This is a genomic window from Streptoalloteichus tenebrarius (genome assembly GCF_024171885.1).
GTDB classification, from domain to species: Bacteria; Actinomycetota; Actinomycetes; order Mycobacteriales; family Pseudonocardiaceae; genus Streptoalloteichus; species Streptoalloteichus tenebrarius.
Genome location: NZ_JAMTCP010000004.1, coordinates 45706 through 65456 on the forward strand (window position 1 = coordinate 45706; position 19751 = coordinate 65456).

Here is a 19751-nt window from a genome sequence, read left to right on the forward strand (position 1 = left end):
GCGACCGCGGATGTGTCCACTGGGGATGTCCACAAGGGATGTCCACTTGGGAGGATGCGATGGACTTCGCGTGGACGGACGAGGAGGACGGGCGCTACCACGAGATCCTGGACGCCGTCGGGAAGATGTGCGCCGACGACGGGTTCCGGGGTGGATCCGGGTTCTACGACCGGCGGCAGTGGCGGGCCGTGGCGGACATCGGGCTGCTCGGTCTCCCGCTGCCGGCCGAGTACGGCGGCCAGGGCCTGGGGGCGTTGGAGACCGCGCGTTGCTTCGAGGCGTTCGGCCGGGCGTGCGTCAGCACCGGTCTGGTGTTCGCGGCGGGCGCGCATCTCTTCGCGTGCGCGGTGCCGACGGCCCGGTTCGGCTCCGCGCGGGTCAGGGAACGCTACCTCCCGGGGATGTGCTCGGGTGAGCTGGTCGCGGGCAACGCCATGACCGAGGAGGCCGCCGGGTCCGACGTCAGCCGACTGGCCACCCGGGCGCGCGAGACGCCGGGCGGCTACGTGCTCGACGGCACGAAGAGTTTCGTCAGCAACGGCCCGGTCGCCGACGTGTTGGTCACCTACGCGACCACCGACCCCGGGCTCGGGTACCTGGGGCAGACGGCGTTCCTGGTCGACGCCCGTTCCCCTGGCGTGGTGCTCGGCGAGCCGTTCCCCAAGATGGGGCTCGACGAGGTGCCCGCCGGACCGGTGACGTTCCACGAGTGCTTCGTCCCCCAGGAGAACGTGCTCGGTGAGCCCGGTGGCGGGGCGGCGGTCTTCCAGCACTCGATGCGGTGGGAACGCACCTGCCTGTTCGCCGGGTACCTGGGTCTGATCGACCGGGTGTTGGACGAGGTGTGCGACCGGGTCCGCACCCGTCGGCAGTTCGGCCGCGCGTTGGCGGACTTCCAGGCGGTGTCGCACCGGGTCGTGGACATGAAGCTGCGGGCGGAGTCCGCGCGGCTGCTGCTGTACCGCGCGTGTTGGGAGATCGACAGGGGCGCGAGCGCGGGCCTCGCCGTGGCGCTGGCGAAACTGGCGGTCGCCGAGGCGGCCGTGGCCAACGCGCTGGACGCCGTGCGGCTGTTCGGGGCGGAGGGCTTCCTGGTCGGGGCCGGCATCGAGAAGGCACTGCGCGACAGCGTGCCGAGCCTGCTGTTCTCCGGGACCTCCGAGATCCAGAAGACCCTCGTCGCGAAGGAGCTGGGCCTGTGATGTTGCACGAACTGGTCGTGGCCGCCGCCCGGCGGACGCCGGACGCGCTCGCGGTCCAGGACGTCACCGACGCGCTCACCTACCGTGAGCTGGACGAGCTGGCCGACCGGTACGCGGCGGCCCTGGTCCACGCCGGGGTGCGCGCCGGCGACCGGGTGGTGATCTGGACGGCCAAGAGCGTGGCGACGGTCGCGCTCATGCAGGGCTGCCTGCGCGTCGGCGCGATCTACGTCCCGGTGTCGGCGGCCAACCCGCCCGCGCGGGTCGAGCGCGTGGCCGCCGGGTGCGCGCCCGCTCTGCGCGTCACGGACGCGACCGGCATGGATCGCCTGAGCCAGGACGAGAACGAGCACGGCGACGAGAACGACGCCGAGCACGGCGACGGTGCCGCGCGGTGGCGCGAGCTGACGGCCCTCGCCGAGGGAGCGGCCGGGCTCCTGCCGCCACCACCGCACCAGGGATCACCGGACGACCCCGCCTCCGTGCTGTACACGTCCGGATCGACCGGCGAGCCGAAGGGTGTGTGCCTGAGCCACGCCAACGCCCTCGCGTTCGTCCGATGGGCGTGCGCGGAACTGGCCGTCGAGCCGACGGACCGGCTCGCCAACCACGCCGAGTTCAACTTCGACCTGTCGGTGTTCGACCTCTACGCCGCGTTCCACGCCGGCGCCTCGGTCCACCTGATCAGCAGCGAGGCCGCCTACGCGCCCGAGCAGCTCGTGCGGCTGATCCGGGACCGGGAGCTGACGATCTGGTACTCGGTGCCCTCCGTGGTGGCATTGATGATCACCAGGGGCGGGCTGCTGGACGGTCCCGCGCCGACGCTGCGGTGCTGCGTCGTCGCCGGCGAGCCCGTCTCGGTCGAGCACGTCCGCCGGCTGCGGGCGGCCTGGCCCGCCGTGCGGCTGTTCAACTGGTACGGGCCGACCGAGACCAACGTGTGCAGCTCCTACGAGATCGGCGCGCTGGACAGCATCCCGGACCGGGTGATCCCGATCGGGCACGCCGCGTGCGGGGACGCCCTGACGCTGGAGCCGACGTCGGACGGGTCCGTCGGCGAGCTGGTCGTCTCGGGGCCGACCGTGATGCTGGGCTACTGGGGAGAGGCGCCGCAGGTCGGCCCGTACGCGACCGGCGACCTCGTGCGGCGCAACGACCGGGGGGAGCTGGAGTACGTCGGCCGCCGCGACCACATGGTGAAGGTCCGGGGGCACCGGGTCGACGTGGCCGAGGTCGAGTCGGCGCTGGTCGAACTCGACGCGGTGGCCGAGGCCGTCGTCGTGACCACCGGCCAGGGGCTGGCCGCCCGCCTGCACGCCGTCTGCGTGGTCCGCCCCGGGGCGAAGGCGCCCACCCTGTTGGAGGTGAAGCGGCGCGGCGCGCGGCGGCTGCCGCCGTACATGCTGCCGGACGCGGTGCACGTGGTCGGCGAGCTGCCGAGGACGGCCAACGGCAAGTACGACCGGCCTAGCCTGGCGAAACGGATCGAGCGGGGGGAGCTGGGGTGAGCGGTTCGACCAGGCCGGCCTCGTAGGCGAAGCCGACGGCCTGGGACCGGCGTCGGATGCCGAGCTTGGCGAACAGCCGCCGGACGTGGGACTTGACGGTGCTGCCGCTCAGGAACAGCTCCTGGGAGATCGTGCCGTTGTCGCAGCCCCGCGCGATCAGGAGGAGCACGTCGAGTTCGCGGTCGCTGAGGTTGTCGAGCACGGCCGGGTCCACGCGGGGCTCGGCGGCGGACTCGTTCCGCCCGTGGGCGGGTTGATCCCCTCCCCGCGCGCTGGTCAACCAGTAGCCGGCCGCCACGACGCGGATGGCGGCGACGATCTCCACCACCGTGCAGTCCCTGGGCAGCACGCCCCGAACCCGGGGGTGGCCGGTGGCTCCGCTCCCGTCATCGAACACGAGCACTCTCGGGCCGTGATCGAATTCCCCGTTCGGGTGAGACGTGATCCGGAGAGCGGTGCGGACCGCGTCGTCGATTCGTTCCACCAGGACGACATCCGGTTCGGGATCGGGCCGCCCGCCTACCTGTTCGCCCACCAGCTCGATCTCCGGACAGGCGCGAAGACTCGCGAGGGTCCTCGACCAGAACGGGCTCCCTGAGCCCACGGGCGACACCCTCATCCGCATCCCGGTGGTGGCCAATTCCCGTCTCCCAGCACGTGTGCCGCGACCGACGCGCTGGCCGCCGCCCGAGCGGGCCCTGATCACCGCCGGGGCCGCCGCGTCGCGGAACAACTCGTATCACCTGGGGTGAGGGTCCTCAACCGCGTCGCGCGCCCGTGCCCGGAATGGGGATATGGACGTCACGCGACACGGTCGTCAATCATGCGCGCACCGGGAAATGGATCAATCGACGTAATCCGTATTAGTGATACGGGTGACGGGCACCGTGATGTTGGGTAAATTGATTCCCGCGCGACCGGAAGTCGATCCCCGTCAGACCAGCATTCGCCCCACGCGTCGCGGCCTCTTCCCCACCCGTTTCCCGCGGCTCGTGCGGGCGGCGTTCTCTCTGCCGGTGACACGGCCGGGGCACCGCGTGAGATTCTGGAGGGCACGTGGCAGCGATCTTGCCTGGCGAAGACAACCCCTGTCGTGACGTCGTGCGGGACGGAACGGCCGCGAGTCCGGCCGAGGGATCCAGGGCCGGCGGGCTGGTGATCGACCGGATCACCCGCGACCACCGCGACCACCGCGATGACGGCGACGACGGCGACGGTCGCGTTCAGAGTGCTCATCACGACCACCACCAGCACCGCGACGCCCCTGACGGCGTCGACACGAACGGCACCGACACGAACGGCGCCGACACGAACGGCGCCGACACGAACGGCGCCGACACGAACGGCGCCGACACGAACGGCGCCGACACGAACGGCGCCGACACGAACGGCGTCGACACGAACGGCGCCGACGCGTGGGTGCGCCCGGTGACCGAGGAGGACCGGCAGTTCGTGCGCGCGCTCTTCGCGGAGTCGCTGCCCGACCACTACTCCGGCGACCACGTCGCCCACGCGGACCGCGTCCTGGACGCCCACCTGGCGGGCGGCGTCGACCAGGACGGCCACTTCTCCCTCCAGCAGCGGATGTTCGTCCTGGCCGACGCGCGGACGTGTTACGGCGTCGTCCACCTGGTGTGCAAGCGCCAGCGGACCGTGAAGATCAGCCCACTGCTGGTCAGCCCCTCGTACCGGGGACGCCTGCTCGGCGGCTACGCGCTGCTGGCCAAGGCCGAGGACTTCGCCCGCGCCGCCGGTGCCCGCCAGCTCTACTGCACCGTGTCGGAGACCAACCCCGCCACCCTGCGGTTCATGCGGCTCAACGGCTTCGTCGTCGCCGGCTCGGCGTACGAGCAGTACAAGCCCGGTGTCCGCGAGTTCATGTTGTACAAGGTGCTGAACTCACCCGAGCCGGCGCCGGAACGGGACGGGTTGACCGTCCGCGACCTCGTCGACGCCGACGTCCCCGCGATGTCCGAACTCGTGCTCGCGGCGTTCGAGCCGGTCTGCGTGGGACTGGGGCAGGACTGGGTGGACGCCCTGGTGAGGGCGTACCGGAGACGCCACACGCGGGACCTGAACCAGAAGTACAGGGACATCCACGTGGTCGTGGACCGGGACGGGCGGCTGCGCGGCGTCGCCGCGACCGGCCCGAAGAAGGGCGGTTCGATCAAGGTCGTCCCGCTGTGCGCCACCGACCCCGCCGCGCTGTCCGAACTCCTCACCCGGCTGCCGGGGCGGGTCTGCCCGGACGGCGGGCGGATGTACTCCCACCAACCACCCGACCCGACGGTCACCCGCGTGCTCCAGGCGCACGGCTGGAGTGTCGACGCGTTGCTGCCGGGCGCCTACCGCGACGACCAGTGCATGGTGCAGTGGAGCCGCTGCGTCGAGGACGCCGGCGCGTCGACCAGGGGAGAAACGCGATGAGTGACCTGCGGAGCTACGCCGACGAGTTGTTCGCCTTCGTCGCCGCCCGGGACTGGGACGTGCTGGAGAACCCGAAGGACCTGGCGATGGCGTTGGGCGGCGAGTGCGGCGAACTGCTCGCCCTCCTCCAGTGGCTCGGCGCCGAGGACGCCGGGCGGCGGGTGCGGGAGGACCCGGAGTTCCGGCGGAAGTTCGGCCACGAGCTGGCCGACGTCCTGAACTACCTGCTGCGCCTGGCCCGCAACGCCGACATCGACCTGCTGGCCGTGGCCCGCGAGAAGCTGGCGATCAACGAGCGGCGCTACCCGGTGGCGAGGGCGCGCGGCAGCGGCGCGAAGTACACCGAACTCGTGGACGCCGACCAGCGGAACGGCCTCGGTCGCCTCCCGCACCGCGACGGGACGTGACCGCCCCGCACCGCGCCGGCTCCCGACACCCTCGCACCGGAGGTGGCCATGACCGATCCAGTCCGCGTCTTCCTCGCGGCGCCGTTCGTGCAGTTCCTGGCAGGGGACAGGGTGGTCGACCCCTGGCGTCGACGGCTGGGCCGCCTGCGGGAACGGCTGTTGGCGGGCGGTGCGGCCGTGTTCAACGCCCACCACAACGAGGGGTGGGGAGCCGACGGGCTTCCCCCTGACCAGTGCGTGCCCAGCGACCTCAGGGGCGTGATCGCCTGCGACGCCGTGTGCGCCTACGCGGGGGACCCCGTCTCCGCCGGTGTCGCCGTCGAACTCGGGTGGGCCTCGGTGCTGCGCAAGCCGATCGTCCTCGCGGTGGACACGGGCGCCCGGCTCACCCCGATGCTCCAGGGACTGGGCTCGGTGACCCGGGTCGAGACGGTGCGGCTGGCGGACGGGCTCGACGACGAGGCGATCGAGGAGATGGCCGCCGCCGCGCTCCGCCTCGCGACGGAGGCCCGGACGTGGGCTCCACCGCTGTGGCCCGGCGCCCGGCTGGACGCCCCGCTGGGGTACGTCGCCCGGGACGACGAGACCTCCGAATCCGCGCATCCCGAGATCCCGTTGGGGGAGATCCCGGCATGACCGGGGGACGCGACTGAGGACCGGACGGCGTCGACGGCACATCGTCAGGGACAGGACATGCGAGTGACACCGGTCGACGTGCTGGTGGTGGGCGACGACACGGTGACGTCGCACGGTCTGCGCGCGGCCATCGCCCAGTCCCCGACGACACGCCTGACAGCGGAGGCCACGTCTCTCCCCGAGGTGATCCGCTGCTGTGCGCGGGGGCGCGTCGACGTGGTCGTGGTCAACGCGGCGGCGTCGGGCGTCGCCGTCGCCGCGCTGGTCCGCGCCGTGCGGCGGCTGCCCGACCCACCCCCGGTGTTGTGCCTGCTGTCGACCTCCGACCCGGACCTGGCCGGCCAGCTCGCGGCGGCCGGGGCCAGCGGACTGCTGTATCCGACGGCCAGCCCCCGGGATCTGGCGGCGGCGGTGGTGGTGTTGCGGGCGGGCTGCTCGGTCAGCCCGCGCGCCCCGGCCCGCCGTCCCCGCTTCCGGTGGGACGCCGACCGCGCCGCGATGACCGGCCCGCGTCGGCTCACCGACCGGGAGCTGGACGTCCTGCGGATGATCGCCGAAGGCCGAAGCAACGACGAGATCGCGTACCGCATGGCGCTCAGCGAGAGCACGGTGAAGACCCACGTGCAGCGCATCCTGCGCAAGGTTGGCAGGAGGAACCGCGCGGAACTCGCCGCGTTGGCCTATGAGCGGTGCATGGTTCCGGAGCAGTGGTCGCCGTCTGACTGACCGGGAGCCGACACGAGCGCCCGCCGGAGTACAACGTCCACAGTGGACGGATCAGCGCTGGCGACCGGAGGGACGGCAATTCCCGGTGCCTACTCCCACCGCGCGACGCGGGAAGGCACGCCGGCATTCCCGGCGTCCTGATCGATGGCCGCCAGGACCTGGGCTGTCCCGTCCAGCCAGTCTGGGAACTCGCACAGCGCTGGCCGCACGCACATCTGGTCGCGCCCTGATCGCCCTCGCCCTGGGCGCCTTCGCCGTCGGCACGACGGAGGTCGTCGTCGCCGGGCTGCTGCCCGAGGTGGCCGCCGACTTCGGTGTCTCCCTGCCCACCGCCGGGCTGTTGGTGTCGGGTTTCGCCCTGGGCATCGTCGTCGGAGCCCCGCTGCTGACCGTCCTGGGCACCCGCATGCCGCGCAAGCGGCTGCTGCTGTGGATGGTGGCGCTGTTCACCGTGGCCAGTCGGGGAACTCGCACAGCGCTGGCCGAACGCACGTCTGGTCATGATCGAGGACGCCGGGCACACCGGCGACGCAGCCTTCGGACGCGCACTCGGGGAAGGCGCTCGACGAGTTCGCCGACCGGCCGTGACCGCTCGGTCCCTCGACGACAGCCGTGCCGGAGGGCCGCGTCCAGCATGCGGATCAACCCGCGCCAACCCGTCCGCCGGCCGGGGCCGCCGGAAAGCGTTGGGGGAACATCGACAACGCGCGGTGTCACGCAACGGAGAACTCATCCGCTCTCGCGGAGTGAGCGGCTGCTCAGAGAATGTGCTGCTTGGGTTCTAGAGGTCGTCGCAACACCCCAGCTCAAGGCGTGCGATGGATTTCGAGGTTCGGGCCGACCGGCGGACGCAGGGCAGGAGGAAGCTGGTCCGGGAGCGGGCCGCATATGTCGAGCTCATACGGCAGGGCTACAGCAGCCGGGAGGCGTGCCGGATCGTGGGGATCAACCTGCGAACCGGGAAGAAGTGGCGTAACGGGCACCACGCGCCCGGTGCTGGTCTGAAGCCGCGACCCGGCCAGCCCCTGGCAGCGCGGCAGCATTGAGAACACCAACGGCCTGCTGCGCCAGTACTTCCCCAAAGGCACGGACCTGGCCCGCCACAGCCGCCAGGACCTCGACGCCGTCGCCGCCGAACTCAACAGCCGCGCACGCAAAACGCTCGGCTGGGAAACCCAGCCGAGCGGCTCGCCAAGCTCCTGACCGCAGCCAGTTGATCAACTTGTGTTGCGACGACCCCTCGGATCCGTCCTGGATCTGGGGGCCTTTGGCCAAGGGATGCGAGGAGGCGGAGCCTGCGGCGGACATCGCCGCCCACGATCCGCCTCGAAGATCGCGAGTACCGCGTGCGCGCACCCCGACGCGAAAGCGGTGACCTCACGAAGGCCTTGCTCGGTGCGTGCCGTGCAGCTCGACCACCAGCGCGGCGACGGCGTTCAGGTTCCGGAAGTTCGCCCCGGTGACCTTCTCCGGCGGCACGAGGACGTCGAACCGCGACCTGATGTGGCCGACCAGCTCGGCGGTGCTGAGGGAGTTCAGGATGCCCCATTCGAGGAGGGGCGTGTGCCCGTCGATCTCCACGGCGTCCTCGGCGCCGTCAGCGCCGCCGGTGCCGTCGGTGTCGTTGGTGTCGTTCTGGAGGATGTGGCGCAGCACGTACTCCCGCAGCGCCGCCAGAACGTCCTCGACGACAGGGGCCTCGTGCTGGACTGTCTCGTGCTGGGTCACTGTGCCACCTAGCAGCCGTCGACCCTCCCGAGGTGTGCGGGAGGGGAGTGTCGATGTCCACCGGCCAGGAGGCGTCCGCTCCTGGGCAGGGCGAGGAAGCACGGCCGAGGCTACCCGGCCGCCACCGCGTCCGCCCTCCTCCCTGGGGCCGAACCGCACGTCCGTACTTTCGACCGACACCCGACCGTGCCGGCGACGTCGAACCCGCCTGGGCCGCGGTGTCAGCGGGTGCGTTGCGGCTTGGGCTCGTCCCACACGGGTTCCTCGGTCTCCACGACCCGACCGTCGGAGCGGAAGAGGAGGTACCGGTCGAAGGAGCGGGCGAACCAGCGGTCGTGGGTCACCGCGACGACGGTTCCCGTGTAGGTCTGGAGTGCGTCCTGGAGCGCCTCCGCCGACACCAGGTCGAGGTTGTCGGTGGGCTCGTCGAGCAGGAGCAGGGTGGCGCCGGAGAGTTCGAGGAGCAGGATCTGGAACCGCGCCTGCTGGCCGCCGGAGAGCGACTCGAACCGCTGGTCGCCGGCGGCCGCCAGCCCGTACCTGCTGAGCGCCGCCATCGCCGCGCCGCGGTCCAGCCCGGCGCGCCCCTCCTCGCCGTGCCAGAGGATGTCGACCAGGGTCCGCCCCACCCATTCGGGGTGGTGATGGGTCTGCGCGAACAGGCCGGGGACCACGCGCGCCCCCAGCCGGCACACCCCCTCGTGCCGGACCGTGCTGACCTGGTCGTCGTTCCCGGACTCGGCCAGCAGCCGCAGGAAGTGGCTCTTGCCCGACCCGTTCGCCCCGAGCACCGCGACGCGGTCGTCGAGGAACAGCTCCAGGTCGAACGGCTGGGTCAGGCCCGTCAGCCGCAGGTCCTGGCAGGTGACCACCCGCACGCCGGTGCGCCCGCCCCGCAGCCGGGGGCGCACGCGTTGCTCGCGGGGCGGCGCCGGGGGCGGGCCGGCCTCCTCGAACTTGCGCAGCCGGGTCTGCGCGGCCCGGTAGCGGGAGGCCATGTCGTCGCTGAGCGTCGCCTGCTGGCGGAGTGTGCGCACCAGTTCGCGGAGCTTCTCGTGCTCCTCGTTCCACCGGCGGCGCAACTCGGCGATCCGTTCCCACCGGGCCTGGCGCGCCTCGTGCCAGGTGCGGAAGCTCCCGCCGTGGGTCCAGGCGCTGCCGGCCTCGATCGTGACCACCTGGGTGGCCGTGTTCGCCAGCAGCTCGCGGTCGTGGCTGACCATCAGGATCGCCTTGGCGGAGCGGGAGAGCTGCTCCTCCAGCCAGCGCTTGCCCGGCACGTCGAGGTAGTTGTCGGGCTCGTCGAGCAGCAGGACCTGCTCGGGGCCGCGCAGCAACGCCTCCAGCACCAGCCGTTTCTGCTCGCCGCCGGACAGCGTCGCCACGCCCCGGAAGCGCGCCCGGTCGTAGGGCAGGGCCAGCGCCGCGATGGTCACGGTGTCCCACAGCACCTCGGTGTCGTACCCGCCCGCCTCGCCCCACGCGGCCAGCGCGTTGGCGTAGCGCATCTGGGTCTCGGCCGAGTCGTCGTCCATCAGGGCCAGTTCGGCCTGGTCCAGCTCCTCGGCGGCGGCCCGCACCCGCGCCGGCGCGACGGCGAGCAGCAGGTCCCGGACCGTGCGGTCGTCCCGCACCGAGCCGATGAACTGCGGCATGACGGCCATGCCGCCCTGCACGCGGATGCCGCCGTCCGGTGAGGACAGTTCCCCGGACAACACTCGCAGCAGTGTGGTCTTCCCGGCGCCGTTGTCACCCACGAGGGCGACGACATCCCCTGAGGACACCCGCAGGGACACGTCGCGGAACAGAACCCGGCCGTCCGGCAGCACGTACGAGAGCGCCGTCGCCTCCAGGAAGCCCATGGCCCCACACTAGCCGTGCTCACCGAAGGGGTTAGGCGCACGACTGGCGGCGGCAGGCCTGCCGGCGCGGACGTGCCGGTGATCGCGGGAGCGGCCGCAGGAGTGGTGCTTTCCGGGGCAAGGTTCCTTGGGTATGGGCGAGTGCGTTCCTCGGGAGAAGACTGGGGACCGTTCGTGGCATCCGCGGCAGTCGCGGCTCATGGGGTGAGGAGAACGTCGACATGATCTCGGGGAACGTCGCCAAGCTGGCCCTGCTGATCGACGCGGACAACGCCCGGCCGAGCAGTGCCGGGCCGCTGTTGGCGGAGGTCGCCAAGTACGGCACCGCGCACGTCAAACGCGCCTACGGCGACTGGACCGGGACCAGGCTCCAGGGGTGGAAGGACCAGTTGCTCGCCCAGTCGATCCAGCCCGTCCAGCAGTTCGCCTACACCACCGGCAAGAACGCCACGGACGCGGCGATGATCATCGACGCGATGGACCTGCTGTACACCGGCAGGTTCGACGGGTTCTGCCTCGTCTCCAGCGACAGCGACTTCACCCGCCTGGCCGCGCGTCTGCGAGAGTCAGGCCTGACGGTGTACGGGTTCGGCGAACGCAGGACTCCTCATCCCTTCGTGGCGGCCTGCGACAAGTTCATCTACACGGAGAACCTCACACCCGCCCTCGACCCTCCCGGCGAGGGTGATGTCACGCCCACGAGGCCGCCGGACGCGTTTCCGACGCGACTCCCGGTCGACGCCATGCTCATCACGCGACTGCAACAGGCCGTCCACGCCGCCTCGGACGAGGACGGGTGGGCGCATCTGTCCACCGTCGGCCACATTCTCATCAGCCAGCACCCGGACTTCGACGCGCGCAACTACGGTCACGGCAAGCTCAGCGATCTCATCACCGCGACCACCGTCTTCGAGGTGGACCGCCGCCATCCCGGCGACGGCAAGGCCCCCGTCGTCTACGTCCGGCACCGGCGCCCCTGACCACCGCGCCGGCTCGCTGTCGCCGGACCCGTTCGGGGCACAGCACCTCGTGGCCTCGCTGTGCGGAGGTACCGTCAGCAGGCCGCATCGCGTCGACCGTGGGGGGAGTGGACCGCGAGGGGATCACCGCTCAACGGGTTCGCGCGGGCGAGGTGAGCAGAGCGCATGAACCGGTTCGCCCGTCGACGGCACAGCGTCATGCCGCACACGCGGGATCTCGTCGACTACGCGCTCGCCGCCACGATCAGTCAGCGTTTCGCCCCCCCCAGCATTTCCGGGCGGGGAGAGGGCGTTTCGCCGAGCCGGGGGAGGGCCGGTTCGTATCCCTCCAGGACCCCGCGCCCCTGGAGTACTACGTCCTCAGTGGACACGGCAACGATTTTCACCCAGCGGACGTTGGCTCTGTCAGAGCCCGACGACCGTGCGAACCGCCGCGCCCCCACGGGGTGACGACGTCGCCCGGCGATCTGTACCGCTGTCCACCCATCCAGCGACCGTCGATGCGCGCGCCGGCCGTCCCCCAGTGATGCTGGGGGCGGCCGCGCGAGAGGAGACGGCGCCATGAACCCCGTCACGGAGGAGGACGACTCCCGGACGACGTCGGTGCCCCTCGCCTGGTCCTGGCGGGCCATGAGCTGGGCGGTGGTCACGGCGGCGCCCACGTCTCCCGCGTCACGCGCCTGGTCCAGCTCGCGGACGCCTGGGAGTCGATCCTCACCAACGGAGGAGGCCGCGTGGTTGCGCGACAACGTCCGGTTGGAGGTGGCCGCCCCCGGTGTCCTCGTCTCCTGACTCCGGCCGCGCTCCTCGCGGCGACCACACGCGGGGAAACGGCAGGTCCGTCCACTTCGGACCTGTATGCGGTCCATTGAGGACAGAGGTCGTCATCGAAGGGAAGGGGAGAACGTGCTCCGACCACGCTCGACGTCCCACGCCACCGATCTTTCACCAGAAGTCACCGAGCCCCGGCTCGGAGCCCCGACGAGACCAGCACCGCCGAGACCAGCCCCGACGCGACCAGCACCGCCGAACGCCGCACACCACGACACCCTCGTCCCAGGACGACCGAGCGGGAAGACCGTGCTGACGTGAACTGGAAGGACGATCCCCATCCCGCGCGGCTGTTCGACGAACTGCCCGACGGCGTCGTGCGCTGCCGGCTCAGCCCCCGCAACTGCCGGATCAGGCCGGGCCAACACGGGTTCTGCATGGTCAGGGCGAACCAGGACGGACGCCTGGTCACCCTCAACTACGGCCGGTCGGTCCACGCCACCGAGGAGACCATCGAGACCGAGGCGGTGTTCCACTACGCCCCCGGCGAACCCATCCTGTCGATGGGCAACATCGGCTGCATGCTCAACTGCGACTACTGCCACAACTGGAAGACGTCGCAGGCGCGGTTCGTCTCGGACGACGACGTCGTCACCTACACGCCGGACGAGGTCGTGGACATCGCGAAGCGCCACGGCATCCGCGTGCTGTCCTGGACCTACAACGACCCCGTCGTCTGGCACGAGTTCGTCACCGAGACCGCGGCGCTGGGCAGGGAGGCCGGGCTGGTCAACCTGTTCAAGTCGGCGTTCTTCATCTCGCCCGAGGCTGTCGAGGAACTCCTCCCGGTGATCGACATCTTCTCGATCTCGGTCAAGTCGATGGACCCGCGCTACTACCGCAGGCTCACCAAGGGCTGGCTGGAGCCCGTTCTGGACGGCGCGCGGCAGGTCCACCGCGCCGGCAGGCACGTCGAGATCTCGACCCTGATGGTCACCGACCTCAGCGACGACGAGGACACCGCGCGCGCCGTGGCCCGGTTCGTGGGGGAGGAACTCGACCCCGGGGTCCCGCTGCACTTCGTGCGGTTCCACCCCGACTACAAGATGACCGACAGCCGACGTACGCCCCTGGAGCGGCTCCACCACGCCCGCCGCGTGGCGCTGGACATGGGCGTCCAGCACGTCTACCTGGGCAACGTCTACGACACCGAGGCCACGACCACCACCTGTCACCACTGCGGCCACGTGCAGGTGACCCGGTACGGGCTCAACGCGCGGATCGTCGGCGTGGACGGCGCCGGCCGGTGCGCCGGCTGCGGCGAACCCTCCGGCCTCACCCTCCTCCCACCCAGGCCGCCCCGGCCCTCCCTGGCCGAACTCCCCGCCGGCGAGCGCCTGCGGACCGCGAGTTTCGTCTGGCACGGCGACGTGCGGTCCCTGCACATCCAGGTCCGCAACGACGCCGACGCGCCGCGCACCCTCTACCAGCGCCGCTCCGGTTCGGACAGCGAAGGGACCTGGACGGCGTTGGCCCTGTCCCCGGCCGAGAGCTACCGCTTCATCGCCGCCAAGGCCACGCCCGGCGAGCAGGGGGTGGAGGTCGCGGTTCCCGACGACGTGCGGTGCAGCCTCCACGAGGTCTTCGACCGCGCGCACTTCCCGACCGTGGAGGTCGCCGACGGGACGCTCAACGACGACGTCTCCCCGCTGCCCAGCTACCGCTCGATGGCGGGCCGCCGCCCCTCACCCGCGCTCCAGGGCGAGGGGACGACGCCATGAGACACGACGTCGACTATCGGGTCGTCGACCTCGACGAGGACGAGGGGCTGTTCTTCCTCACCGGTGACCACCGCGCGTTCCTGGTCGACCGGGAGCTGGGCGACCGGCTCCGCCGCGGACTGGACCACCTCACCGACGACGAACGCGCGGAGTGGCGGACCCTGGTCGACCGGGGCCTGGTCTCGTCGGTCAACCGGGACGTCCTGCGCGCCAGCACCGCCGAGGACGGCGCCGACCTGGCCATCAACGTCAACCTCACCAACGTCTGCAACCTGGCGTGCACCTACTGTTTCGCCGACGGCGGTGACTACGGCCGCATCACCGAGGCCATGGGGTCGGACAGCGTCGACCACATCTTCGCCTTCGTCGAGCGCCACCTCACGCCCAGCCGCTCGGTCCGCCTGGAGTTCTTCGGCGGCGAGCCGCTGGCCAACTTCCCGGTCCTGCGCGCGGTCTGCGACGGCTCCGAGCGGTTCGCCGCCGAGCACGGCGTCCGGTTCGTGTACCGGATCTCCACGAACCTCACGCTGCTTCCCGAGGGCGTGCTCGACCTGTTCGCCCGGCACCGCTTCATCGTCTCGGTCTCCATCGACGGGTGCCGCGAGGCGCAGGACGCCAACCGCCCCGCCAAGGGCGGCCAGGGCTCCTACGACCGGGTCATCCGCAACGTCCACGCCGTCCGCGCGGCGAGCGAGGACATCACCCTCGTGGCCAGGATGACCGTGGCGCGGCGGGAGCCGTCGCTGTCGCACAACGTGCGGGAGTTGTGGAAGCTCAACGTTTTCGACTACTTCCAGATCTATCCCGGTGTCTTCCCGGTCGACGACGACGGATCTCCCACGGGGACGGGCGGCCGGTCGCCGGGCGGGCCGGTGTTCGTCGAGATCGGTCGTCGACCCCCGGCCGACGAGTTGGCTACTCCGGCAACCCCAGCAACCCCGGCGACCCAGGGGACCTGGGGGACCGGTGGATGCGGCGCGGCCGCGTCGGCGTCCTCCGCGAAACGCCACGTGAACTTCTTCCTCCAGGACGGCATGGTCGAGCAGTTCCGCGAGTTCCTGCGGACCTACCCGAGCCTGTTCACCCCGGAGAACCGGTTCAAGGGAGTGCTGGAGTACGAGCGGACCGCGCAGATGGTGCTGGAGGGGAGGCTCGCCCTCGCGTTCTGCTCCGGCGGGCGCACGTACTTCACACACTCCCCGAACCACTCGATCAGTCCGTGCCACCGGTTGGTGGGGGAGCCCGACTTCGACGTGGGGACGGGGGAGACCGGGCTCACGCGGTCCGTGGCCGACTGGCGGCGGTCCGTCGACAGCCATCCGGTGTGCGGCCGCTGCTGGGCCCGCTACCTCTGCGGAGGTGGCTGCAAACAGGAGAACCACGTGGCGACCGGGGACATCGGCGTCCTCAACGACGAGTCCTGCCGTTACCAACTGTTGCTCGCCGAGGAAGTGCTGCGCATGGTGGGGCGCTCGTCGCCCGACTACCGCGACCGGGACCGACGGCGGTTCGACGACCTGTTCGTCTCCTGTGGACGGCCGGTCGTCCCGAACCACCGGGTCGGGACCGAACGGGTCCACCTGGCGGGGCTCCACCACTTCCGTCCCGTCCTCCCCATGCCCCGACCCGCCCCAGAGCCCGTGTCGTCGGCGAGGAACCAGGACGGGGGTCGACGGTGATCACACGGCGGAACATCCACCCGTATCCGTTCAAGTACCCGCCGGTCGCTGTTGATCAGGTTGGCGGTGAATGCTGACTGCCCCGGTGCCCGATCCTCGCCCTCGGCGGGGGAGGATCGGGCACCAGGACCGGCGTGAGCCGCGATCACATGGCGCTGGATGTTCCGTGATGGCGCGAGTCGTCCAGCGCCGGGCGTTTCACCGCCGCTTCAACGCGACCAGTTCGCCCTTGCCGATCTCCAGAGTGGTCGTGACCAGCTCAGGGTCGTTCTCGACGATCTCGCGCAGTGGTTCCATCTCGTCCACGTGGGACAGCGCGTTGTCGGCGATGAGCACGCCGCCGGGCCGGAGCACGCGCGACGGGTGGGGCCACCAGTTCGGGTACTCGGTGCGTTCGGCGTCGAGGAAGAGCAGGTCCACGCTCTCGTCGGGGAGGGACGCCAGGATCGACCCGCCGTCGCCGTGCCGGAAGTCGACGTACTCCGCGAGGCCGGCGCGGGCGACGTCGGCGGCCGCGGCGCGCTGGGCGTCCGCGTCGACGTCGACGCTGGTCACGCGCCCGCCGGTCGCCCGAGCCGCGTCGCCCAGCCACAGCGTCGACATCCCTCGGGACGTGCCGATCTCCACGATGTCGCGCGCGCCGACGGCCTGGGCGAGGAACCACAGGAACCGGCCGGCGTCGACCTCCAGGACGCGCCAGCGCCGCAGCCGGTCGGGCTCACCGGCATCGTGTCTCGCGGCCTGCTCGGCCAGATCCCGCACCACCCCGCGCAACGCTGCGTCCATGGGGTCTCCCTCGTTGTTCGGACAACATTGACCGGTCCCGACATCCTTGACCCGCGGGATGCTGGGAGCAACGGGTCGTTGGGTTGATCACGCCGGACGCGGGAGAGCCACCAGCCGTGGTGTGCCGGGCCCGCGTGGTGCGCACGCGGGCCCGACACACCGTTGCCTACGGCAGTCCGTTGAGGAACGGTCGGTGGCTGTTCTGGAACTCCCACCTGTAGTAGCGGTCCCAGTTGATCGACCACGTCATCAGGCCGCGGATGGCGGGCGAAGCCCCACCGCGCAGCGCGTAGCTCCCGCAGTTCTGGTTGCGTGCCAGGCAGTTCAGCGCCTGGTGCACCGCCGCCGGAGCGGTGTGCCCGTTGCCGGCGCTGACCGCCGCCGGCAGGCCGAAGGCGATCTGGTCCTCCCGCAGGCCGGGGAACGTATGGCCCGTCCTGGCGACCGGGAAACCGGCCTTGAGCATGTCGGTCATCGCGATGTGGAAGTCCGCGCCTCCCATGGTGTGGTACTGGTTGTCCAGTCCCATTACGGGGCCGGAGTTGTAGTCCTGCACGTGCAGCACGGTCAGCGCGTCCCGCATCGCGTGGATCACGGGCAGGTAGGACCCGGTGCGGTTGTCCCCGCCGCCGGCTCCGCCGTAGAACTGGTAGCCCACCTGCACGAAGAACGTCTCCGGGGCCATGGTGAGCACGAACCTGTCGCCGTAGCGGGACTTCAACGTGCGCAGCGCCGAGATCAGGTTCACGATGACCGGCGCCGTCGGGTTGCGGAAGTCCGTGTCACCGGGGTTGAGGTACAGCGAGTGGCCCTCGAAGTCGATGTCCAGACCGTCCAGCCCGTACTTGTCGATGATGGCCGACACCGACTGGACGAACTTGTCGCGTGCCGCCGTGGTGGTGAGCTGGACCTGGCCGTTGGCCCCGCCGATGGAGATCAGCACCTTCTTGCCCTTGGCCTGTTTCGCGCGGATCGCCGCGACGAACTCGGCCTCGGACTCGACGGTCGGGCACTCCGAGACCGGGCACAGCGTGAACCTGATGTCGCCAGAGGTCACCGAGGTCGGCTCGCCGAAGGCGAGGTTGATGACGTCCCACGCGTCCGGCACGTCGGCCATCCGCAGGTACCCGGACCCGTTGGCGAAGCTCGCGTGCAGGTAGCCGATGAGAGCGTGTCGGGGCAGGCCCGTCTGGGGACAGCCCGAGGTCGTCGCGGTCACGGGAGCGCTGCGGGCGGACTCCCCGACGGAGCTGTACGCCGTCACCGTGTAGGTCCGGCTCGTGCAGGCCGGCAGGTCCGAGAAGGTGGCCGTGGTGTCGGTGACGGTCGTGCGGAGGTCGCTTCCCTCGTACACGCGGTAGCCGGTCGCGCCCTGGACGGCGTCCCAGCGGATCGTGACGCTCGCGGGGGTGGTGCCGGTGACCCGCACGTTGCCGGGGGTCGCGGGCAGTCCCGGTGTTCCGCCGCCACCGCAGTCGGCCCCGTTGAGGCGGCAGTTCTGCGGGGAACCGGGTCCGCTGGCCAGGAAGCCGAAGCTGACGCTGGCGCCGGGCGGGATGCTGGCGTTGTACTCGCGGTTGGTGAACGTGTGGTGGGTGCCGCTCGACGAGAGCAGCGCGTCCCAGAAGCTGCCGAGGGTGGTGCCGGCCGGCAGGTCGAACTCGACCCGCCAGCCGGAGATCGCGGTGGTCCCCTGGTTGGTGATCGTGTACTTGCCCTCCCAGTTGGACCCCCAGTCCGCGACCTTCACGAACGCCGCGGACTCCCCGGCGGCGAGCGCCGGGGCGGTGGGGAGCAGCGCCCCGGCCAGGCCGAGGACGAGCGCGGACAGGACGGTGGACAGGCGTCGCATGACAACCTCCGGACCACGCGGTGAGCAGGGGGTGACCGCGTGGTGGCTGCTTGTCTAGACCACAACCGCCCAGGTTGTCCAGACCACCCAACCGTCGTGGACGACGGCGAACCCGGGAGGCTCCCCGGTTCCCGACCTCGGCAGCTCGCGGCGCGGGTTCCCGTCGTGTGTGCCTCCGGGCCGTGGGTGCCCGCGCCAGAGCCGGCGCGGGCACCCACGGCCCCACTCAAGGTCCCTGCCAGTCGGTGATCCCCGGACGCCGCTGGCACTGTCCGAAAAGGACAGACAGCCGATGTCGTGAGGAGCGCTGGAGTTCGACCCCGCCATGGACACGCGGTGCGCCGACGTAGCTACCCGTCACGGGCAGAGGTGAGGCGTCGACGGGTCAGGGAGTCCCGCCGCTACTGGCCGGGTCGAAGCACGAGCTTCCCCACCGTGCGGCGGGAGGCCAGGTCCTCATGGGCCTTGGCGGCGTCCGCCAGGTCGTACTCTCCGCCCACGAGCGGTCGGAGCCGCCCCGCGGCCACCAGGTCGAGGAGTTCCCGCAGCGGCGCGCCCGCCGCGCCGGAGCGGGCCAGCAGGGGAGCGAGCCAGAAGCCCGCCATGCTGACATTGCGCTCCACCAGTCGGTACGAGTCGATCGGCGGCGGGGTGTCCCCGGACGACGAACCGTAGGAGATCAGGCGGCCGAAGGGCGCGAGAGCGTCCAGGGCGGCGTGCAGCACCTTTCCTCCCTGCGCGTCGAGCACGATGTCCACACCGCGACCGCCGTTCGCCGCCAGCACGCGCTCGGTGTAGCCCTCGGCCTGGCCGTCGACGGCGACGTCCGCGCCCAGGGTCAGCGCCAGGTCGCGCTTCTCGGCGGTGGAGGCGGTGGCGATGACGCGCCCCGCCCCGAAGTGGCGGGCCAGTTGGACCGCCAGACTGCCCACACCGCCCGCGGCCGCGTGGACGACCACGGACTCACCCCGCGTGATGCGGGCCAGGGACCGCAGCATGTGCCACGCCGACAGCCCCTGCACGAGCACGGCGAGGGCTTCGGCCGCCCCCACCCCCTCCGGCACGGCGACCAGGTCCCTGGCCGCCACGACGACCTTCGACGCGTAACCACCGCGCGTGGTGTAGCCGAGGACCCGCTGGCCGTCGCCGGTGCGCCCCACCACCTCCATGCCCGGCACGTGGGGCAGGCGGTCCGGCCGGGCGTACTCGCCCGCGACCTGCCTGAGGTCGGCGAAGTTCACCCCGGACGCCTCGACGTCGACCAGGTGCTCGTCCCGGCCGGGAACGGGGTCGGGGAGGAGGACCTCCCGCAGGACCTCCGGACCGCCGAACGTGGAGAACTGCACGGCTCGCATGGACTCCCTCTCCGTCTTCAGGTGCCGATGCCGCCACGCTAGGAAGCCGGC

General features: G+C 71.3%; 17 protein-coding genes and 2 pseudogenes. 13 read left to right on the plus strand and 6 right to left on the minus strand.

What is annotated here, in order from left to right; translation table 11 throughout:
• Window positions 1–59 precede the first annotated feature (59 nt).
• Entirely contained in the window at window positions 60–1202 is a 1143-nt protein-coding gene (locus LX15_RS05450; RefSeq protein ID WP_253668379.1) for an acyl-CoA dehydrogenase family protein, read from the plus strand.
• On the plus strand, window positions 1202–2710 hold the full coding sequence (locus LX15_RS05455) for an AMP-binding protein (RefSeq protein WP_253668380.1): 1509 nt from the start codon (window positions 1202–1204) through the stop codon (window positions 2708–2710). Before LX15_RS05450 ends, LX15_RS05455 begins: the two co-directional genes overlap by 1 nt.
• On the opposite strand, the gene LX15_RS05460 is transcribed toward LX15_RS05455, so the two are convergent.
• Window positions 2670–3113, minus strand: a complete 444-nt coding sequence (locus tag LX15_RS05460; RefSeq protein WP_253668381.1) for a response regulator transcription factor — start codon at window positions 3111–3113, stop codon at window positions 2670–2672. The genes LX15_RS05455 and LX15_RS05460 overlap by 41 nt on opposite strands.
• Before the next feature lie 698 nt (window positions 3114–3811).
• On the opposite strand from LX15_RS05460, the gene LX15_RS32980 reads away from it, so the two are divergent.
• From LX15_RS32980 to LX15_RS05490, 7 genes and pseudogenes are all read left to right on the plus strand, one after another.
• Entirely contained in the window at window positions 3812–5137 is a 1326-nt protein-coding gene (locus LX15_RS32980; RefSeq protein WP_253668382.1) for a GNAT family N-acetyltransferase, read from the plus strand.
• Complete coding sequence (locus LX15_RS05470; protein ID WP_253668383.1) at window positions 5134–5544, plus strand: nucleotide pyrophosphohydrolase; 411 nt, start codon at window positions 5134–5136, stop codon at window positions 5542–5544. Before LX15_RS32980 ends, LX15_RS05470 begins: the two co-directional genes overlap by 4 nt.
• Window positions 5545–5592: 48 nt before the next feature.
• Window positions 5593–6180 carry a TIR domain-containing protein gene (locus tag LX15_RS05475; RefSeq protein WP_253668384.1) on the plus strand — a complete coding sequence of 196 codons (588 nt, stop codon included), beginning with the start codon at window positions 5593–5595 and terminating at the stop codon, window positions 6178–6180.
• 57 nt (window positions 6181–6237) lie between these two features.
• A complete protein-coding gene (locus tag LX15_RS05480; RefSeq protein WP_253668385.1) occupies window positions 6238–6906 on the plus strand; it encodes a response regulator transcription factor in 669 nt (222 codons plus the stop codon).
• A 199-nt stretch (window positions 6907–7105) separates the two neighbouring features.
• Window positions 7106–7354 (plus strand): annotated as a pseudogene (locus LX15_RS05485) (MFS transporter); the annotation flags it as partial.
• 370 nt (window positions 7355–7724) lie between these two features.
• Window positions 7725–7952, plus strand: coding sequence for a helix-turn-helix domain-containing protein (locus tag LX15_RS33455; RefSeq protein WP_372502335.1), 228 nt, complete (start codon window positions 7725–7727; stop codon window positions 7950–7952).
• A pseudogene (locus LX15_RS05490) lies at window positions 7918–8109 on the plus strand (transposase); the annotation flags it as partial. The gene LX15_RS33455 and the pseudogene LX15_RS05490, both read left to right, overlap by 35 nt.
• A 174-nt stretch (window positions 8110–8283) precedes the next feature.
• Here LX15_RS05490 and LX15_RS32985 read toward each other — a convergent pair.
• Complete coding sequence (locus LX15_RS32985) at window positions 8284–8634, minus strand: acyl carrier protein (RefSeq protein WP_253668386.1); 351 nt, start codon at window positions 8632–8634, stop codon at window positions 8284–8286.
• Between the two features lie 221 nt (window positions 8635–8855).
• A complete protein-coding gene (locus LX15_RS05500; protein ID WP_253668387.1) occupies window positions 8856–10496 on the minus strand; it encodes an ABC-F family ATP-binding cassette domain-containing protein in 1641 nt (546 codons plus the stop codon).
• 221 nt (window positions 10497–10717) lie between these two features.
• On the opposite strand from LX15_RS05500, the gene LX15_RS05505 reads away from it, so the two are divergent.
• The 4 genes from LX15_RS05505 (at window position 10718) to LX15_RS05520 (ending at window position 15707) form a co-directional block, all read left to right on the plus strand.
• On the plus strand, window positions 10718–11476 hold the full coding sequence (locus LX15_RS05505; protein ID WP_253668388.1) for an NYN domain-containing protein: 759 nt from the start codon (window positions 10718–10720) through the stop codon (window positions 11474–11476).
• A 561-nt stretch (window positions 11477–12037) separates the two neighbouring features.
• Window positions 12038–12268: a hypothetical protein gene (locus LX15_RS05510; RefSeq protein WP_253668389.1), complete on the plus strand. Its 231-nt coding sequence runs from the start codon at window positions 12038–12040 to the stop codon at window positions 12266–12268.
• Between the two features lie 296 nt (window positions 12269–12564).
• Window positions 12565–14028 carry an AmmeMemoRadiSam system radical SAM enzyme gene (gene amrS, locus LX15_RS05515; protein ID WP_253668390.1) on the plus strand — a complete coding sequence of 488 codons (1464 nt, stop codon included), beginning with the start codon at window positions 12565–12567 and terminating at the stop codon, window positions 14026–14028.
• Window positions 14025–15707, plus strand: coding sequence for a radical SAM/SPASM domain-containing protein (locus LX15_RS05520; RefSeq protein ID WP_253668391.1), 1683 nt, complete (start codon window positions 14025–14027; stop codon window positions 15705–15707). The genes amrS and LX15_RS05520 overlap by 4 nt, the downstream gene beginning before the upstream one ends.
• Before the next feature lie 198 nt (window positions 15708–15905).
• Here the strand turns inward: LX15_RS05520 and LX15_RS05525 are convergent, their stop codons facing one another.
• From LX15_RS05525 to LX15_RS05535, 3 genes are all read right to left on the minus strand, one after another.
• Window positions 15906–16493 carry an O-methyltransferase gene (locus LX15_RS05525; RefSeq protein WP_253668392.1) on the minus strand — a complete coding sequence of 196 codons (588 nt, stop codon included), beginning with the start codon at window positions 16491–16493 and terminating at the stop codon, window positions 15906–15908.
• A 166-nt stretch (window positions 16494–16659) separates the two neighbouring features.
• A complete protein-coding gene (locus tag LX15_RS05530) occupies window positions 16660–18345 on the minus strand; it encodes a chitinase (RefSeq protein WP_253668393.1) in 1686 nt (561 codons plus the stop codon).
• 401 nt (window positions 18346–18746) lie between these two features.
• On the minus strand, window positions 18747–19700 hold the full coding sequence (locus LX15_RS05535) for a quinone oxidoreductase family protein (protein ID WP_253668394.1): 954 nt from the start codon (window positions 19698–19700) through the stop codon (window positions 18747–18749).
• Between the last annotated feature and the right edge of the window lie 51 nt (window positions 19701–19751).

Excerpts from the sequence above, each read along its gene's own strand:
- LX15_RS05510 (WP_253668389.1), top strand. The coding sequence starts at position 12,038 with ATGAACCCCGTCACGGAGGAGGACGACTCCCGGACGACGTCGGTGCCC.
- LX15_RS05475 (WP_253668384.1), top strand. The coding sequence starts at position 5,593 with ATGACCGATCCAGTCCGCGTCTTCCTCGCGGCGCCGTTCGTGCAGTTC.
- LX15_RS05500 (WP_253668387.1), bottom strand. The coding sequence starts at position 10,496 with ATGGGCTTCCTGGAGGCGACGGCGCTCTCGTACGTGCTGCCGGACGGC.
- LX15_RS05535 (WP_253668394.1), bottom strand. The coding sequence starts at position 19,700 with ATGCGAGCCGTGCAGTTCTCCACGTTCGGCGGTCCGGAGGTCCTGCGG.
- LX15_RS05470 (WP_253668383.1), top strand. The coding sequence starts at position 5,134 with ATGAGTGACCTGCGGAGCTACGCCGACGAGTTGTTCGCCTTCGTCGCC.
- LX15_RS33455 (WP_372502335.1), top strand. The coding sequence starts at position 7,725 with ATGGATTTCGAGGTTCGGGCCGACCGGCGGACGCAGGGCAGGAGGAAG.
- LX15_RS05520 (WP_253668391.1), top strand. The coding sequence starts at position 14,025 with ATGAGACACGACGTCGACTATCGGGTCGTCGACCTCGACGAGGACGAG.
- LX15_RS05480 (WP_253668385.1), top strand. The coding sequence starts at position 6,238 with ATGCGAGTGACACCGGTCGACGTGCTGGTGGTGGGCGACGACACGGTG.
- LX15_RS05505 (WP_253668388.1), top strand. The coding sequence starts at position 10,718 with ATGATCTCGGGGAACGTCGCCAAGCTGGCCCTGCTGATCGACGCGGAC.
- LX15_RS05525 (WP_253668392.1), bottom strand. The coding sequence starts at position 16,493 with ATGGACGCAGCGTTGCGCGGGGTGGTGCGGGATCTGGCCGAGCAGGCC.
- LX15_RS05450 (WP_253668379.1), top strand. The coding sequence starts at position 60 with ATGGACTTCGCGTGGACGGACGAGGAGGACGGGCGCTACCACGAGATC.
- LX15_RS05530 (WP_253668393.1), bottom strand. The coding sequence starts at position 18,345 with ATGCGACGCCTGTCCACCGTCCTGTCCGCGCTCGTCCTCGGCCTGGCC.
- LX15_RS05455 (WP_253668380.1), top strand. The coding sequence starts at position 1,202 with ATGTTGCACGAACTGGTCGTGGCCGCCGCCCGGCGGACGCCGGACGCG.